A 15,300-nucleotide genomic window follows, 5' to 3' on the forward strand; every position below is an offset into this window, starting at 1 on the left:
GGGGTCTCCTGGTCGGTGTGATGGAGGTTCAGCGACGCTGGACGAAGGTCGCGAGCATTTCATGGCCCTGGCGGGAGAGGATCGATTCGGGGTGAAACTGCACGCCCTCGATGTCGAGTTCACGGTGACGCATGCCCATGATCAGGCCAGGGGTAACGTCATCTTCGTCGGTCCAGGCGGTCACCTCGAGGCAGTCCGGCAGGCTCGCGCGGTCCACCACCAGCGAGTGATAGCGCGTCACCGGCAACGGATCGTCGAGGCCCTTGAACACGCCGAGGCCACTGTGGCGAATATCGGAGGTCTTGCCATGCATGACCTGAGGCGCGCGCACCACCTGACCACCGTAGACCTGGCCGATCGCCTGGTGCCCGAGACACACGCCAAGAATCGGCAGCTGACCGGCGAAGTGGCGAATGACCTCGAGTGAAATGCCCGCCTCGTTCGGGGTGCAGGGGCCCGGCGACACCACCAGATGGGTGGGCGCCAGCGCCTCGATCTCATCGATGGTGATGGCATCGTTGCGGTGGGTGACGACCTCGGCACCCAACTCGCCCAGGTACTGGACGATGTTGTAGGTAAAGCTGTCGTAGTTATCCAGCATCAAGATCATTTCGGATCTAAGCTCCTGAAATTATTGGTCGAGTCATACCCGCTGACACCTAGTTACTCACCTTGGTACTCGCCGAGCCCGCATCACGCTGCCACTACCCTCGAGACGACCCACACAAAAATGCCGCCTCGTGGGCGGCACTGTGATGGCTGTACGTCTCGTTCGACGTCTCACACGAAGCTCCGCCTCTCAGGTGAAGAGGCGCCACTGGCGGGGTGAGGTCGAGATGGCTAGTGAGATCATGAGCCTATAGTGTGGTGAGTCGTCGGGGCTGTCAAGCCGGCCGGCGAGGTGCACCGCGCCCTCGCAAGCCGAGCCTCACTCGGGGTTATCGAGGCCGCGTTCGGCCATGGCCACGGCGCGGAACAGCGCACGCCCCTTGTTCAGGGTTTCCTGCCATTCAAGCTCGGGCACCGAGTCGGCCACCACACCGGCACCACACTGAACGTGCAGCTCGCCGTCCTTGATCACCGCCGTGCGAATGGCGATGGCGGTATCCATGTTCCCGTGCCAGGACAGATAGCCCACGGCACCGGAATAGACGCCCCGCTTGACCGGTTCGACCTCATCGATGATCTCCATGGCACGAATCTTCGGTGCCCCGGACAGCGTCCCCGCGGGGAAGGTGGCGCGCAGCGCATCCATGGCGCTGAAGCCCGGCTTCACCCGTCCGGTGACGTTGGACACGATGTGCATCACGTGGGAATACCGCTCGATGCCCATCTGATCGGTGACTTCCACCGTGCCCGTCTCGCTGATGCGGCCGACATCGTTGCGCCCCAGGTCGATCAGCATCAGGTGCTCGGCGACTTCCTTGGGGTCGTTCAGCAGGTCTTCCTCGAGCGCCTTGTCCTCGGCCGCGGTCTTGCCCCGAACCCGCGTCCCGGCGATTGGCCGCACGGTCACCATACCGTCTTCCAGACGGGTCAAGATTTCTGGTGATGATCCCACCACATGGTGGTCATCGAGGTGGAAGAAGAACATGTAGGGCGATGGGTTGAGGCTCCGAAGTGCGCGATACAGGTCCAGCGGTTCCGCCTGGAACGGAATCGACATGCGCTGGGACGGCACGCACTGCATGACGTCACCGGCCAGCACGTAGTCCTTGATCTTGTCCACGGCCGCCTTGAAGCCTTGCTCGGTAAACCCCGAGGTGAAGTGGCCTTCTTCCACCGGCGGACGCGATGCGCTGGGAACCCGACGCGATATCTCGAGGGGGCTACGCAGGCGCTCTTCCAGCTCCGCCAGGCGGCGCTCGGCGCACTGGTACGCAGCGTCATCGGCGGGATCCGCGTGAGTCCACAGCGTCAGGCGCCCATAGAGGTTGTCGAACACCACCAGCTCGTCACAGACCATCAGCAGAATATCGGGCACGCCGATGGGATCCGGCTTCTCGACGCCGGCCAGCCGTGGCTCGATGTAGCGGATGGTGTCGTAGCCAAAGTAGCCGACCAGGCCACCATCGAAACGCGGCTGATCGTCCAATTGAGGCACCTTGAAGCGCGCCTGGAAGTCTTCGATCCAGGCCAATGGATCGGCCACTTCGGTGACCCCAAGGGCCTCACCATCGACGATATGGCGGACCGTATAACCACGCACTTCGATGCGCTCACGACACGGCAGGCCGATGATCGAATAGCGCCCCCACTTTTCTCCCCCGGTGACGGACTCCAGCAGGAAGGTCCAGGGGGCATCGGCGAGTTTCAGGTAGGTCGACAGCGGCGTGTCGAGATCCGCCAGCACGTCGCGGGTCACGGGAATACGGTTGTAGCCGGCGTCGGCAAGCTCACGAAAGCGATCGGGGGTCATCATGCCCGGGTCCTCGAAGGTAACGGTTGCAATGGTGGTTCTCGGCGGCACGTTCAGCGAAGTGCCGGGTCAAGGTGTTGACGTCACCATCGCCAGGCGCGGGGCCCAGACCAGCGCAAGACGCTGAGCAAAGACGAACGCAGGAAGCGTTCACCGGAAGTGGCAGGAAGGCAGTGCAGCGGCATGCGGCTGTCCATCGCGGCGTGTCCAACAGGAGAAGTGGGTCGAGGCAGCGCTATAGCTAGAACTTATAGCCAAAATTTAGAGCCAAAATTCATAGCCAAAACTTATCGAAAGTATCCAGCTTATAGCGTTGTTTAGGAACACTAAACGAGTTGATCCAGCGATTCAACCACGCCATCGGGGTCGCTGTCGGCCACCGGCTCGCCGTGGTTGTAGCCGTAAGGAACCGCCAGCGTGCGAAAACCTGCGGCCTTGCCCGCCGCCACGTCGTGACGCGAGTCGCCGATCATCAGGCAGTGCCTGGGAGCGATGTCAAAGCGGTCGCACAGATGCAACAGCGGCAACGGGTCCGGCTTGCGCCTGGCCAGGGTGTCCCCTCCCAGACAGGCGGCGAAGTAGCCGTCGATGCCCAGCGCTCGCAGAATCGGCGCGATGAACGCCTGCGGTTTGTTGGTCACCAGACACAGGGTGAGCCCACGTTCATGTAGTCCTGCCAGGGCTTGCTTGGCGCCAGGATAGAGCCGGGTGCGAGCGCTCGGCGCGCGTCGGTAATGCGCGATGAAGGCGTCATGGGTACGTCGCGTCAACACCTCGCTGGGCGCCTCGCCGAGCGCATCGGTCAGCGCACGCTCCACCAGCACCCAGGCGCCGTTGCCGACCCAGTGACGAACCTTGTCCTCGCCGGCCGGCTCAAGCGCCACCTCGACCAGGGCGGCATCCACCGCCACGGCGAGGTCGGGCACCGAATCGACCAGGGTTCCATCCAGATCGAACGCCACCAGACGGACGCCATCCAACATTTGCCGCATAAAAGCTCCCCACCGTTATGCACAAAACGGAATAAGTATGCCAGACGAACATTGTCGCGTACGGACCGTGGTCAGCCAAGCACCTATGTGCCTATGATGTCGCCTCAACCATTTACGAGGGCTCTTTATGAGCAAACCAAGAATCGTGGTCATCGGCGGCGGCGCCGGCGGCCTGGAACTCGTCACGCGACTAGGCAGACGCCTGGGCAAGAAGGGCAAGGCCGACGTGGTGCTGGTGGACCGCAACTCGACCCATATCTGGAAGCCGCTGCTCCACGAAGTGGCCACCGGCGTGCTCGACTCTGGCCTCGACGAAATATCCTACCAGGGTCACTCGGGGAGCAATGGCTATCGCTTCCAACGTGGCACCCTGTGCAACCTGAACAGAGAGACCCGCTGCGTGACCCTGGCCGCCATCGAGGATGAAGACGGCAACGAAGTCCTGCCGGCACGGAGCCTGGAGTACGACCATCTGGTCCTGTCGGTGGGCAGCGTGAGCAATGATTTCGGGACCGAGGGCGTCAGCGACCACTGCCACTTTCTCGACAGCCCCGCCCAGGCCGAAGGCTTCCGCAAGGCACTGCTCAATACCTTCCTGCGCTACAGTGGCGAAGCGAGCCATGACAATCCCTGCATCACCGTCGGCATCATCGGCGCCGGCGCAACCGGGGTCGAGCTATCGGCTGAGCTGCACGATGCGTCGCGCATGCTCAAGAGCTACGGCTTCACGTCACTCGGTCGCGAGCACCTCAAGGTCCACGTGATCGAGGCGGCACCGAAAATCCTGCCGGTACTGCCCGACCGGATCAGCGATGCTGTGCACAAGGAACTCGAGAAGCTCGGGGTCAATGTCCATGTCGACACTCGGGTCACCAAGGTCGAAGCCAATCGCATCCATACCTCCGACGGCGATCCGATCAAGATCGATCTGGGCGTCTGGGCGGCGGGCATCAAGGCCCCGGCCTTCCTGGCCGAACTCGGCCTTGAGGTCGAGCGCAACAACCGCGTCAAGGTCCACCCGACCATGCAGAGCCTCGACGATCCGCGCATCTTCGCCTTCGGCGACTGCGCCAGCTGCCCCCAGGAAGATGGCTCGGTGGTGCCACCGCGGGCACAGGCCGCCCACCAGCAGGCCTCGGTGCTGTACAAGAACCTGTGCGCCGTCATCGACGGCAAGGCGCTCAAGGCGTTCAAGTTCCAGGACCGCGGCTCGCTGATCTCGCTGGCCCATTTCGATGCCGTCGGTAGCCTGATGCGGGCCGCCTCGGCGCGCAGCCTGTTCATCGAAGGCAACCTGGCCCGGCTGTTCTACGCGTCGCTCTATCGCATGCACCAGCGTGCCATCCACGGCACCCTCAAGACCGGCATGATGGTCGTGGTGGACGGGCTCAACCGCTTCCTGAAGCCGCGCCTCAAGCTGCATTAAGACAGCACCTCTCCCCGACAAAACGACACGCCAAGAACCAACAAGGCTGCCAGTGGGCAGCCTTGTTGGTGATTACGCGCCACACCGCCTCACAGCGCGGGCTTGGCCTCGTCGCCGTGATGGTAGACGTGCACGTCGCGCTGCGGGAAGGGAATACTGATACCTTCCTTGTCGCAGCGACGCTTGATCTCCTCGGTCATCTCCCAGTACACATCCCAGTAGTCGGCAGCCTTCACCCAAGGACGCACGATCCAGTTGATGCAGGAGTCACCCATGGCATTCATACGGATGTTCGGGGCCGGCGTTTCCAGCACGCGCGGATCATCGGCCACCACGCTCTCGAGGACCCGACGCACGACGTCGATGTCGTCGTCGTAACCGACGCCGACCACCAGATCGACCCGACGCGTCGCGTGGGCCGAGGCATTGGTGATGGCACCGCTCATCATCTGGCCATTGGGCACGATGATCTTGCGGTTGTCGGGCGTGGTGAGCTCGGTGGAAATGATCTGCACGTCGGCGACGGTGCCACTGACGCCGCCGGCATCGACATAGTCACCGATCCGGTACGGGCGGAAGATGATCACCATCACGCCGGCAGCAAAGTTGGCCAGCGACCCCTGCAGCGCCAGCCCCACGGCGAGACCCGCCGCACCGACCACGGCGATCAATGACGCGGTCTGGATCCCGATACGACTGATCGCCGCCAGCACCACGAACACCAGCAGTAACGCATAGACAATGTTGCCCAGGAACTTCACCAGCAACGGTTCGACCTTGGCCCGCTCCATGCCCTTGATCATCACCTTGTGCAACGCCTTGGCGATCCAGCGTCCGACGATGAAGATCGCCGCCGCGGCGACCAGGTTGATCAGGAACTGCAGTCCCGTTGTAGAGGCGAACTCGATCAATGCCTCGGTGTCGAGATTTTGCAAAAACTCCATGTGCTACTCCCCTGTGATGATTCCCTTGCTCGGAGTATCGCGCTGCGATATCCGCTGATCGACCCTTGAATGACGCACCGTCGCGTGACCGGCCCTACCCGATCGGTCGGGCCGGCCCTTGCCCCACGTCTTGCCCCACTTCATTGCCCCACGTCTTGCCGCACTTCATCGCCCCACGTCTTGCCGCACTTCATTGCTCCAGGGTCCAACCGGCATCAGTCGAGCCGCGCGGCCAGCCAGCGCCGCTTGCCAGCGACCGTCATGCGTTTGATCGCCGCCTCGAGCTTCTGCGCTTCGCTGCGCGTGCCGACTCGCTGCTGGTAAATCAGCGTCAAGGGGCCTTTACCGCGCAGCGCCTTGGCACCGCGACCGCTCGCGTGCTCACCGAGCCGCCGCGTGACATCGGTGCTGATGCCGGTGTAAAGCGCACCGGCGGCGGTTTCCAGCAGATACAGCGACCACACCGCTGCGGTACCGGCAGAACGGTCTTGCACTCCTGCTTGAGCATAGTCCGAATCGGTGTTCACGAAAGCGCAGCAAGCTCGGCACGAAACTTGTCCATCACGCTGTCGTAGTGGTGAGGGTCGCCTGCGCGGCGGGCACCAAACACCGCCGATCCAGCCACAAAGGTGTCGGCGCCAGCCCGGGCGATCTCGGCAATATTGTCGACTTTCACACCACCGTCGACTTCCAGGCGGATGTCGAACCCACTGGCGTCGATGCGCGCCCGCGCCTGACGCAACTTGTCGAGGGTCGCCGGAATGAAGGACTGGCCACCGAAGCCGGGGTTGACGCTCATCAACAGGATCATGTCGACCTTGTCCATGACGTAGTCGAGATACGACAGCGGCGTCGCCGGGTTGAACACCAGGCCCGCCTTGCAGCCACCATCGCGGATCAACTGCAAGGAACGGTCCACATGCTCCGAAGCCTCCGGATGAAAGGTGACGTAGGTCGCTCCCGCATCGATAAAGTCGCCGATCAGGCGATCCACCGGTTTGACCATTAGGTGGGCATCGATGGGCGCCGTCACCCCGTGCTTGCGCAACGCCTCGCAGACCATCGGACCGATGGTCAGGTTGGGCACATAGTGATTGTCCATCACGTCAAAATGAACAACGTCCGCGCCGGCAGCCAAGACGTTATCGACTTCCTCGCCAAGGCGCGCGAAGTCGGCCGAAAGGATAGACGGAGCGATAAGAAAGTCACGAGGTGCGGTCATGAGAATATCCGACGGACGGGAAAAGTCGGCATTCTAGCAGTTATGCACAGCACATTGCCGCCCGCGCCCTTTCGACGGTTCGACGGTTCGACGGTTCGACGGTTCGACGGTTCGACGGTTCGACGGTTCGACGGTTCGACGCAGGCAGGGGAGCGCGGGGAAATGCGGTACGAGGATACATATTCCAAAAAATACTAAAAAATATTATTGTCATTCCAATAAAACAGAATTAGCCTGCAAACCAGCACACAATTGACGTTTTCGCTTTCTCGTTGCCCTCGGAGCCCACCATGTCGCTGTCCGCGTTCCTGCGTCCCACCTCCCTGTCTCTGACCCTGGCCCTTGGCCTCGGCGCCGGCCTGGCGACGCCCGCCATGGCGGAGGACCGCGAACTGTTGAATTCCTCGTACGACATCGCCCGAGAACTGTTCGGTGCGGTCAACCCGGTGTTCAAGGAGCAGTGGGAGGCCGAGCACGGCGACAGCCTGACCATTCAGCAGTCCCATGCCGGCTCCTCGGCCCAGGCACGGGCCATCCTCCAGGGCCTCAAGGCCGACGTGGTGACCTACAACCAGGTTACCGACGTTCAGGTTCTGGCCGACGCCGGCCTGGTGGCGGAAGACTGGCAGAGCCAGCTGCCGAACAACGCCTCACCCTATTACTCCACTACCGCTTTCCTGGTCCGCAAGGGCAATCCCAAGGGTATCGACTCCTGGGACGACCTCGCCGCCGAGGGCGTCGAGCTGGTGTTCCCGAACCCGAAGACGTCCGGCAACGGCCGCTATACCTACCTGGCCGCCTGGGGCGCTGCTGCGCGCGAATTCGACGGCGATCAGGACAAGGTGCGCGAGTTCATGCGTGACTTCCTCGCCAACGTCAAGGTCTTCGACACCGGCGGTCGTGGTGCCACCACCAGCTTCATCGAGCGCGGCATCGGCGATGTGCTGATCAGCTTCGAGTCCGAGGTCAACAACATCCGCCAGGAATACGGCAGCGACGAATACGACGTGGTGGTGCCGCCGGTCAGCATCCTGGCCGAATTTCCGGTCGCCGTGGTCGAGGAAAATGCCGAGCGCAACGGCAACCTGGAACTCGCCCAGGACTACCTGAACTTCCTCTACACCGAGGACGCTCAGCGCCTGCTGGCGGGTTTCAACTACCGCGTCCATGACGAAGTCGTCGCCGGCGAATTCGCCGACAGCTTCCCGGATACGGAGCTGTTCAAGGTCGAAGACGTCTTCGGCGGCTGGGATTCGGCCATGCAGACCCACTTCGCCAGTGGCGGCGAGCTGGACCAGCTACAGCGCCGTTGATCGCCGAGGAGTAAACCTGCCCCCATGAAGGCTTCGACCCTTTCCCTGCCTTTCCGAGCCCGGCGCCGAGTGCTGCCGGGCTTCGGCCTGTCACTGGGCATCAGCCTGACGTTTGTCTCGCTGGTACTGCTGCTGCCGCTGACCGGCCTGGTCGGCCAACTCAAGGGCCTCTCGGCACTCGAATACTGGCACATCATCAGCGAACCCCGCCTGGTGGCAAGCTATGTGACCACGCTGGGCGCCGCCGCGGCAGCCGCCGTGGTCAACGCCGTCTTCGGCCTGCTGCTGGCCTGGGTCCTGGTGCGCTACGAGTTTCCGGGCAAGCGCCTGCTCGACGCCTTGATGGACCTGCCCTTCGCCCTGCCCACTGCCGTCGCCGGCATTACCCTGGCGACGCTCTATTCGTCCAACGGCTGGATGGGAAAACTGCTCGAGCCGCTGGGCCTTGACGTCGCCTACACCTGGGTCGGCATCGCGCTGGCCATGGCCTTCACCAGCATTCCCTTCGTCGTACGCACCGTGCAGCCGGTACTCGAAGACTTGCCGAGTGAAATCGACGAGGCGGCGATGACCCTCGGCGCCAACGACGGTGTGGCGTTCCGGCGGGTCATTCTGCCCCACCTGTGGCCGGCCCTGGTGACCGGCACGGGCCTCGCCTTCGTGCGCTCGCTCGGCGAGTTCGGGGCGGTGATCTTCATCGCCGGCAACATGCCCTACGAGACCGAGATCACCTCGCTGATGATCTTCGTCAAACTGCAGGAATACGACTATGTTGGCGCCTCCGCCATCGCCTCCGTGGTGTTGGCCACCTCGCTCGCCCTGCTGCTGGCGATCAACCTGTGGCAGGGCCGCTTCATTCGCCGTCTGCACGGAGGACAGGGCTGATGCAAAGAATCGGTGACGCGCCGGCGCTACGCCGGCTGTTGATCGGTGCCGCGGTGGTGCTGTCGGCGCTGTTTCTGCTGCTGCCGCTGATCGCCATCTTCGCCCAGGCCTTCGCCGAAGGCATCACGACCTTCGTGACCAATATCAGCGACAGCTACACCCTGGCGGCGATCGGCCTGACGCTCTTCATTACCGTGCTGACGATCCCGATCAACCTGGTATTCGGCGTGATGCTGGCGTGGCTGGTGACGCGTTTCGCCTTCCCCGGCAGACGCCTGCTGCAGACCCTGATCGATATTCCCTTCGCCATCTCGCCGGTGGTGGCCGGTCTCGTCTACCTGTTGCTGTATGGGCGCAATGGTTGGGTCGGCGGCTGGCTCGATGGTCACGATATTCAGCTGATGTTCGCCTGGCCCGGCATCCTGATGGTGACAATCTTCGTGACCTGCCCATTCGTTGCCAGGGAGCTGATCCCGCTGATGCAGGCCCAGGGCTCCCGCGAAGAAGAAGCCGCGGTGACCCTCGGCGCCCGGGGCTTCACGCTGTTTCGCCGCATCACCCTGCCCAACATCCGCTGGGCGCTGCTGTACGGCGTGATCCTCACCAACGCCCGTGCCGTCGGCGAGTTCGGCGCGGTGTCGGTAGTCTCCGGTGCCATTCGCGGCCAGACCAATACCCTGCCGCTGCACGTCGAACAGCTCTACCAGGACTACAACACCGTCGGCGCCTTCGCCAGCGCCGCCCTGCTCGCCCTGATCGCCCTATTCACGCTGGCCGCCAAGGCCCTGCTCGAGTGGCGCGCCACGCGCCTGGAGTCGTCGTCATGAGCATTCGCCTTCACCACATCCAGAAGCACTTCGGACGCTCCCAGGCCCTGTCACCCATCGATCTTGACGTCGAAAGCGGTGAACTGATCGGGCTCCTCGGTCCCTCGGGCTCGGGCAAGACAACGCTGCTGCGCATCATCGCCGGGCTCGAGACCCCGGACGACAATCCCGCGACGCAACTGTTGTTCGGCGAGCGCGACGTGACCCGCGTCCACGTCCGCGACCGGCGCATTGGCTTCGTCTTTCAGCACTACGCGCTGTTTCGCCATATGAGCGTGTTCGACAACGTGGCCTTCGGCCTCACGGTGTTGCCGCGCCGCGAGCGCCCTTCCTCCGGCGAGATCCGCACCCGGGTGCTGCGCCTGCTCGAGATGGTGCAATTGAGTCACCTGGCCCAGCGCTTTCCGGCCCAGTTGTCCGGCGGCCAGCAGCAACGGGTATCGCTGGCCAGGGCCCTGGCCCTGCGCCCGGAGGTGCTGCTGCTCGACGAGCCCTTCGGCGCATTGGATGCCAAGGTCCGCCAGGAACTGCGCCGCTGGTTGCGCCACCTGCACGATGAACTTGGCTTCACCAGCGTGTTCGTCACCCACGATCAGGAAGAGGCGCTGGAGCTTTCCGACCGCGTGGTGGTAATGAGCAACGGCCGCATCGAGCAGATCGACACCCCAGAGGCCCTCTACCGCGCTCCGGCCAACCGTTTCGTGTTCGAGTTTCTGGGTGACGTCAACCACCTGGAAGGCCAGGTCCACAATGGCCTACTGACCTGTGGCGATGCCCGCCTGCGCGTCACCCTTCCCGACGGCCGCCACGAACTGCTGCTGCGGCCCCATGAAGCAACCCTCGCCGACACCCCCGACGAGCGCGCCAACCTGCCCGCGGTGGTGACCGCCGTGGTCCCGGTGGGGGCCGAGGTTCGCGTCGAGCTGTCCGCCGACTGGATGAGCGAGCCGTGGCTGGTCGCGGTCCGCCACCAGGACGCCGAACGCCTCAACCTGGCCCGCGGCGCTCGCGTCTATGCCCGCCCCCTGACCTGGCATCACTATCCCGAGACCGCTGGCCAGGCGAGGCACAGCGAGCGTCGCGCCCAGACGGTCAGCACCTGACGCCGGCCAGCCACGCACCGGAGAACCAGGCAGCGGAGAACCACGCTGCCTGCCCGCCAACCCCGCAGCCGCGCACCGCCTCCGGCAGCATCGCGTTCATGGCGCTTTGAGCGCCGCCCGCCCCACGACAAACCCGCTTCAGCACAGCTTCAGAGGCCATCCCCCTCTCCCCACCGGCGCCCATTTCATGGTAGACATGCAGCCACGACACCGGGCACAACGCCCGTTGCCAACACCGACATCGGCACGCCTTGAACGGTATTGCCAATCGCCGACCCACAAGGACTCCCCCTCATGCCTGCTCGCGTCATCTCGATCCTCGCCGCCCTCGCCGCGACCGTCCTGCTCAGTGCCTGCTCCGGTCCTCAGTATCTGCAGCCGGACCCTCAACGCAGCGTGTCAGTACCGGCTTCCGGCCAAGGCCAGGCGGTCACGGTCATCGCCGTCGACGGTCGCGACTCCGACGTACTCGGCACCCGCAGCGGCAGCGCCAGCTCCACCGCGGTGATCAGCGTAAGCGCCCACGAGATCATCCCCCAACTGCAGGCCGAGGCCGAACGCGCCGTGCGTGAGATGGGCTTCTCGCCCACCGCCGCACCCGCCGATGGTCGCCCGGCCCTGACGCTGACGCTGACGCGCTTGAACTATGCCCGCGGCGAAAGCCGCCCGCTGATCGATGAGGCACAGCTCGAGAGCGTGCTGGTGGCCGAAGCACGCAATCGTGGTGACATCTACACCGGCACCTATACCTCGCGGCGCACTCAGAGCTACGCGGTGACGCCGGACAAGGCCACCAACAACCGCATGGTCACCGATCTGCTGTCTGATGGCCTCAACCGTGCCTTCGCGGACCCCGCCTTGGGGCAACTGCTGGCCCGCTGAGTCCCGCCACGCCCTGGCGTGGTCGAACCCGCCTGTCTCGACCATGCCCTCGACCACGCCCTCGACCACGTTCTCAACGCCTTCTCGACACGCATCAGCGCCCGCCGGCGACGCGTCCTTAGCCTAGCCACAACCGACGTTACCCCGACACCGCAAGGTGTCGGGGTAACGGGGTAACGCGCTAACCCGCCGGGCCACAACGGTCCCGGCCGGCTGAATCCACTTAGTCCACTTGCGGCCCGCGCCTGACCAATGCCCAGGCGCTTTCGCGAAAGCCATTGGCTTCCGGCGCGGCATCCTCCAGATGGGTCACGAGGAAGTTGGGCTCAAACAAACGCCGAACCTCCTCGGCCTCCACGCCGAACGGCGGTCCGCCGTCATCGGGCCGTGTCAGGCTGATCAGCAATCCCGGCGCGCCTGGCGGAATCAACTGGGCCAAGTGGAAGGCATAGCGCTGACGCGTCGCCACGGGCAGAGCAATCAGCGCGGCGCGATCATAGAAGGCGCCGATCTCCTGGGCCTGGTCGATATGGAAGTGGAAGAAATCTCCGCCCCATAGCTCGATGCTGCCCTGCCTCAGAATGCCAAACCCCGCCTGCTGATAGCGCGTCACCTCACCCCGCCCCTCGGCCACGAACTGCTCGAGTGCCAGCGGCGCCAACTCGATTCCGAGCACCGGGTGCTGATGCTCGGCCAACCAGCGCATGTCCAGGCTCTTGCCGCACATCGGCACCAGCACCTTGGTACCGGGCAAGGCACCGAGTGCCGGCCAGTGACGCATCAGGGTCGGGTGCACGCTATCGCGATGAAAGCCGATGCGGCCCTCGTCCCAGCGCTTTAACCAGTCGTCTTGCATGGCGATCAGAACCAGCGATCGCGCTTGCGTCGACGACGCGGCAAGTGGGGCACGATCAGCCCCACCAACAGCCCGACACCGGCCACGCCGCCGCCGTACATGAAGTAGCGCATCAACAGGTCTTCTTTCTGGGTCTCCAGGCGCGCCTCGAGATCACCGTTCTTCTGGCTGATGGTGTCGTGGGCGATCTCGAGCTCCTGGTTGCGCGTCTCGAGTTGCGCGATGCGCTGCTCCCGGGCCTCGAGCGTCTCACTCATCGAGGCGGTGCGGTTCTCCCAGGTCTCGTTGATGCCGTCGAGCTCCGTGGTCAGCGCTTCGACCTTGGTGCGCAGTGCCGGCAGCTGCTGACTGGCGCTAGGGGTATCGCGCAGTTCGCTACTCGGCACCCAGACCTGATCGCCGCTTTCACTGCGAACCTGAGAGTAGTCACCGCTGGTGTCCAACAGCGTCACCGGCTGGCCCGCGGTCAGGGTCCCGACGATGCGATAGCCATCGGTCGGTCCGCTGCGCACGAAGGTGGTGAGTTCGTCGGATACCCAGCGTGAGGCGTCATTCTGCTGAGCGCTGACCGGCAGGGCCAGGGTGCCAAGGGCAAGGCCCAGCGTCAGTGTCTTGAAAATATGCGTGTTCATGCCGTATTCCTGGCTGTCCTGGGCTCTCGAGGCGACAGACTCCGTCGCAAAGGCTTCCGCGGGCAGGCATCCTGCCGTCACCGCGGGCGATGAGACCACTGGCGGCGGCAAATCGTTCCACAACTTCTGTGGATAAGATTCGGGAAAACCGCTGGAAAGCGCCGCCGGATGGGCGTGGCCGCTGGCTTCGGCACGAATCGATCAATTCGTGACCGTAGGCCATGGGGCCGCCACATCATCGTTCGCGGGCAAGCCTATCATATTTGCGCAGGCGCACGCCCCGGACAAACTGGCCCAGATCGGTCGAGGCGCGTATAATTACGCGCCAAGCGTACTGGCCCGTTCGGCCACACTCCTCGCGCGCCATTCACCCTGTTCGACACACCTCAGGTGCTTCTCGGGCCGATCCCGACTTATTGCTATGACGAAGAAACTCTTCATCAAGACCCACGGCTGCCAGATGAACGAGTACGACTCTGCCCGGATGGCGGATCTACTCGGCGACTCTCATCAGATGGAGCTGACCCACGACGAGCGCGATGCCGATGTCATCCTGCTCAATACCTGCTCGATCCGTGAGAAGGCTCAGGAAAAGGTCTTCCACCAGCTCGGCCGCTGGAAGAAGCTCAAGGATGCCAACCCGGATCTGGTGATTGGCGTCGGCGGGTGCGTGGCGAGCCAGGAAGGCGAAGCGATCCGCAAGCGTGCGCCGCATGTCGACATGGTATTCGGTCCCCAGACCCTGCACCGGGTGCCGTCAATGCTGGACGCTCGACGCGACAATCAGATCTCGGTGGTGGATGTCACCTTCCCGGAAATCGAGAAGTTCGACCACCTGCCCAAGCCGACGTCAGAGGGCGCCACCGCGTTCGTCTCGGTCATGGAGGGCTGCTCCAAGTACTGTACCTTCTGCGTCGTCCCCTACACCCGGGGCGAGGAAGTCTCGCGGCCCTTCGAGCCGGTCATGGAAGAGGTCTTCCATCTGGCCGATCAAGGTGTGCGCGAGATCAACCTGCTGGGGCAGAACGTCAACGCCTATTGCGGCATCAACGACGACGGCGACGAGATCGACCTGGCCGAACTGATCGCCTGCATCGCGGCGGTCGACGGCATCGACCGCATTCGCTTCACCACCTCTCACCCGGTGGAGTTCAGCGATAGCCTGATCGAGGCCTATGGCGAGATTCCGGAGCTGGTCAGCCATCTGCACCTGCCGGTGCAGGCGGGGTCGGACCGCATCCTCTCCGCCATGAAGCGCGGTCACACGGTCGAGGAATACGTCGACAAGATGGAGCGCATCCGCGCCCTGCGCCCGGACATCAGCTTCTCATCGGACTTCATCATCGGCTTTCCCGGCGAGACCGCAGATGACTTCGAGGCGACGATGGACTTGATCCAGCGCATCGGTTTCGATCATTCCTTCAGCTTCGTCTACTCCGCCCGCCCCGGTACCCCGGCGGCGAGCCTCGAGGACGATACGCCGGAAACGGTCAAGAAGCAGCGCCTGGCCATCCTGCAGGAGCGCATTATCCAGCAGACCCAGCAGATCAGCCGGCGCATGGTCGGCAGTACCCAACGCATTCTGGTCACGGGCTTTTCGCCCCGCGATCCGGGGCAGCTGTCCGGGCGCACCGAGAACAACCGCGTGGTCAACTTCCGTGCCGCCAATCCCACCGAGCTGATCGGCTACTTTGTCGACGTGGAAATCACCGAAGCGCTGCCCAATTCACTGCGTGGCGAGCTCGCCTCACCCGAACGCTATTGAGACGTCGTTACCGACGTCACCGCGAGAGACGATT

General features: G+C 63.7%; 15 protein-coding genes. 7 read left to right on the top strand and 8 right to left on the bottom strand.

All coding sequences use genetic code 11. The annotated features are described in order from the left end of the window. Window positions 1-28: 28 nt before the first annotated feature. The 3 genes from ACUN9Y_RS20865 to ACUN9Y_RS20875 all read right to left on the bottom strand — a co-directional run bounded on the left by ACUN9Y_RS20865 (window position 29) and on the right by ACUN9Y_RS20875 (window position 3,411). The gene (locus ACUN9Y_RS20865) at window positions 29-610 is read right to left on the bottom strand and encodes an anthranilate synthase component II (protein ID WP_445462665.1); all 582 of its coding nucleotides are present in this window, start codon (window positions 608-610) and stop codon (window positions 29-31) included. A 318-nt stretch (window positions 611-928) separates the two neighbouring features. After that, window positions 929-2,419 (bottom strand): anthranilate synthase component I, encoded by a 1,491-nt coding sequence (gene trpE, locus ACUN9Y_RS20870; protein ID WP_445462702.1) that lies wholly within the window; start codon window positions 2,417-2,419, stop codon window positions 929-931. A 326-nt stretch (window positions 2,420-2,745) separates the two neighbouring features. After that, window positions 2,746-3,411: a phosphoglycolate phosphatase gene (locus tag ACUN9Y_RS20875; protein WP_445462666.1), complete on the bottom strand. Its 666-nt coding sequence runs from the start codon at window positions 3,409-3,411 to the stop codon at window positions 2,746-2,748. 127 nt (window positions 3,412-3,538) lie between these two features. Between ACUN9Y_RS20875 and ACUN9Y_RS20880 the strand changes: the two genes are divergently transcribed. Next, window positions 3,539-4,837: an NAD(P)/FAD-dependent oxidoreductase gene (locus ACUN9Y_RS20880; protein WP_445462667.1), complete on the top strand. Its 1,299-nt coding sequence runs from the start codon at window positions 3,539-3,541 to the stop codon at window positions 4,835-4,837. An 89-nt stretch (window positions 4,838-4,926) separates the two neighbouring features. Here the strand turns inward: ACUN9Y_RS20880 and ACUN9Y_RS20885 are convergent, their stop codons facing one another. The 3 genes from ACUN9Y_RS20885 to rpe all read right to left on the bottom strand — a co-directional run bounded on the left by ACUN9Y_RS20885 (window position 4,927) and on the right by rpe (window position 7,003). Further along, window positions 4,927-5,781: a mechanosensitive ion channel family protein gene (locus tag ACUN9Y_RS20885; RefSeq protein ID WP_445462668.1), complete on the bottom strand. Its 855-nt coding sequence runs from the start codon at window positions 5,779-5,781 to the stop codon at window positions 4,927-4,929. Between the two features lie 215 nt (window positions 5,782-5,996). Continuing rightward, window positions 5,997-6,308 carry a GIY-YIG nuclease family protein gene (locus ACUN9Y_RS20890; protein WP_445462669.1) on the bottom strand — a complete coding sequence of 104 codons (312 nt, stop codon included), beginning with the start codon at window positions 6,306-6,308 and terminating at the stop codon, window positions 5,997-5,999. Next, a complete protein-coding gene (gene rpe / locus ACUN9Y_RS20895) occupies window positions 6,305-7,003 on the bottom strand; it encodes a ribulose-phosphate 3-epimerase (protein WP_445462670.1) in 699 nt (232 codons plus the stop codon). The genes ACUN9Y_RS20890 and rpe overlap by 4 nt, the downstream gene beginning before the upstream one ends. 290 nt (window positions 7,004-7,293) lie before the next feature. Here rpe and cysP point away from each other — a divergent pair, with 290 nt between their 5' ends. From cysP to ACUN9Y_RS20920, 5 genes are all read left to right on the top strand, one after another. Continuing rightward, window positions 7,294-8,316, top strand: a complete 1,023-nt coding sequence (cysP, locus tag ACUN9Y_RS20900; protein ID WP_445462671.1) for a thiosulfate ABC transporter substrate-binding protein CysP — start codon at window positions 7,294-7,296, stop codon at window positions 8,314-8,316. 24 nt (window positions 8,317-8,340) lie between these two features. Continuing rightward, window positions 8,341-9,201 (top strand): sulfate ABC transporter permease subunit CysT, encoded by an 861-nt coding sequence (gene cysT / locus ACUN9Y_RS20905; protein WP_445462672.1) that lies wholly within the window; start codon window positions 8,341-8,343, stop codon window positions 9,199-9,201. Then, window positions 9,201-10,028, top strand: a complete 828-nt coding sequence (cysW, locus tag ACUN9Y_RS20910; protein ID WP_445462673.1) for a sulfate ABC transporter permease subunit CysW — start codon at window positions 9,201-9,203, stop codon at window positions 10,026-10,028. Before cysT ends, cysW begins: the two co-directional genes overlap by 1 nt. Continuing rightward, window positions 10,025-11,131: a sulfate/molybdate ABC transporter ATP-binding protein gene (locus ACUN9Y_RS20915; protein WP_445462674.1), complete on the top strand. Its 1,107-nt coding sequence runs from the start codon at window positions 10,025-10,027 to the stop codon at window positions 11,129-11,131. The genes cysW and ACUN9Y_RS20915 overlap by 4 nt, the downstream gene beginning before the upstream one ends. A gap of 294 nt (window positions 11,132-11,425) precedes the next feature. Further along, window positions 11,426-12,013 carry a YajG family lipoprotein gene (locus ACUN9Y_RS20920; protein WP_445462675.1) on the top strand — a complete coding sequence of 196 codons (588 nt, stop codon included), beginning with the start codon at window positions 11,426-11,428 and terminating at the stop codon, window positions 12,011-12,013. Window positions 12,014-12,236: 223 nt separating this feature from the next. Here ACUN9Y_RS20920 and ACUN9Y_RS20925 read toward each other — a convergent pair whose 3' ends face one another. Then, entirely contained in the window at window positions 12,237-12,869 is a 633-nt protein-coding gene (locus tag ACUN9Y_RS20925; protein WP_445462676.1) for a thiopurine S-methyltransferase, read from the bottom strand. Window positions 12,870-12,874: 5 nt separating this feature from the next. Next, window positions 12,875-13,501, bottom strand: a complete 627-nt coding sequence (locus tag ACUN9Y_RS20930; RefSeq protein ID WP_445462677.1) for a TIGR04211 family SH3 domain-containing protein — start codon at window positions 13,499-13,501, stop codon at window positions 12,875-12,877. 421 nt (window positions 13,502-13,922) lie between these two features. Here ACUN9Y_RS20930 and miaB point away from each other — a divergent pair, with 421 nt between their 5' ends. After that, window positions 13,923-15,266: a tRNA (N6-isopentenyl adenosine(37)-C2)-methylthiotransferase MiaB gene (gene miaB, locus ACUN9Y_RS20935; RefSeq protein WP_445462678.1), complete on the top strand. Its 1,344-nt coding sequence runs from the start codon at window positions 13,923-13,925 to the stop codon at window positions 15,264-15,266. Window positions 15,267-15,300 lie beyond the last annotated feature (34 nt).

The sequence above is a fragment of the Halomonas sp. V046 genome, from assembly GCF_052645355.1.

Excerpts from the sequence above, each read along its gene's own strand:
- ACUN9Y_RS20865 (WP_445462665.1), bottom strand. The coding sequence starts at position 610 with ATGATCTTGATGCTGGATAACTACGACAGCTTTACCTACAACATCGTC.
- trpE (WP_445462702.1), bottom strand. The coding sequence starts at position 2,419 with ATGACCCCCGATCGCTTTCGTGAGCTTGCCGACGCCGGCTACAACCGT.
- ACUN9Y_RS20875 (WP_445462666.1), bottom strand. The coding sequence starts at position 3,411 with ATGCGGCAAATGTTGGATGGCGTCCGTCTGGTGGCGTTCGATCTGGAT.
- ACUN9Y_RS20880 (WP_445462667.1), top strand. The coding sequence starts at position 3,539 with ATGAGCAAACCAAGAATCGTGGTCATCGGCGGCGGCGCCGGCGGCCTG.
- ACUN9Y_RS20885 (WP_445462668.1), bottom strand. The coding sequence starts at position 5,781 with ATGGAGTTTTTGCAAAATCTCGACACCGAGGCATTGATCGAGTTCGCC.
- rpe (WP_445462670.1), bottom strand. The coding sequence starts at position 7,003 with ATGACCGCACCTCGTGACTTTCTTATCGCTCCGTCTATCCTTTCGGCC.
- cysP (WP_445462671.1), top strand. The coding sequence starts at position 7,294 with ATGTCGCTGTCCGCGTTCCTGCGTCCCACCTCCCTGTCTCTGACCCTG.
- cysT (WP_445462672.1), top strand. The coding sequence starts at position 8,341 with ATGAAGGCTTCGACCCTTTCCCTGCCTTTCCGAGCCCGGCGCCGAGTG.
- cysW (WP_445462673.1), top strand. The coding sequence starts at position 9,201 with ATGCAAAGAATCGGTGACGCGCCGGCGCTACGCCGGCTGTTGATCGGT.
- ACUN9Y_RS20915 (WP_445462674.1), top strand. The coding sequence starts at position 10,025 with ATGAGCATTCGCCTTCACCACATCCAGAAGCACTTCGGACGCTCCCAG.
- ACUN9Y_RS20920 (WP_445462675.1), top strand. The coding sequence starts at position 11,426 with ATGCCTGCTCGCGTCATCTCGATCCTCGCCGCCCTCGCCGCGACCGTC.
- ACUN9Y_RS20925 (WP_445462676.1), bottom strand. The coding sequence starts at position 12,869 with ATGCAAGACGACTGGTTAAAGCGCTGGGACGAGGGCCGCATCGGCTTT.
- ACUN9Y_RS20930 (WP_445462677.1), bottom strand. The coding sequence starts at position 13,501 with ATGAACACGCATATTTTCAAGACACTGACGCTGGGCCTTGCCCTTGGC.
- miaB (WP_445462678.1), top strand. The coding sequence starts at position 13,923 with ATGACGAAGAAACTCTTCATCAAGACCCACGGCTGCCAGATGAACGAG.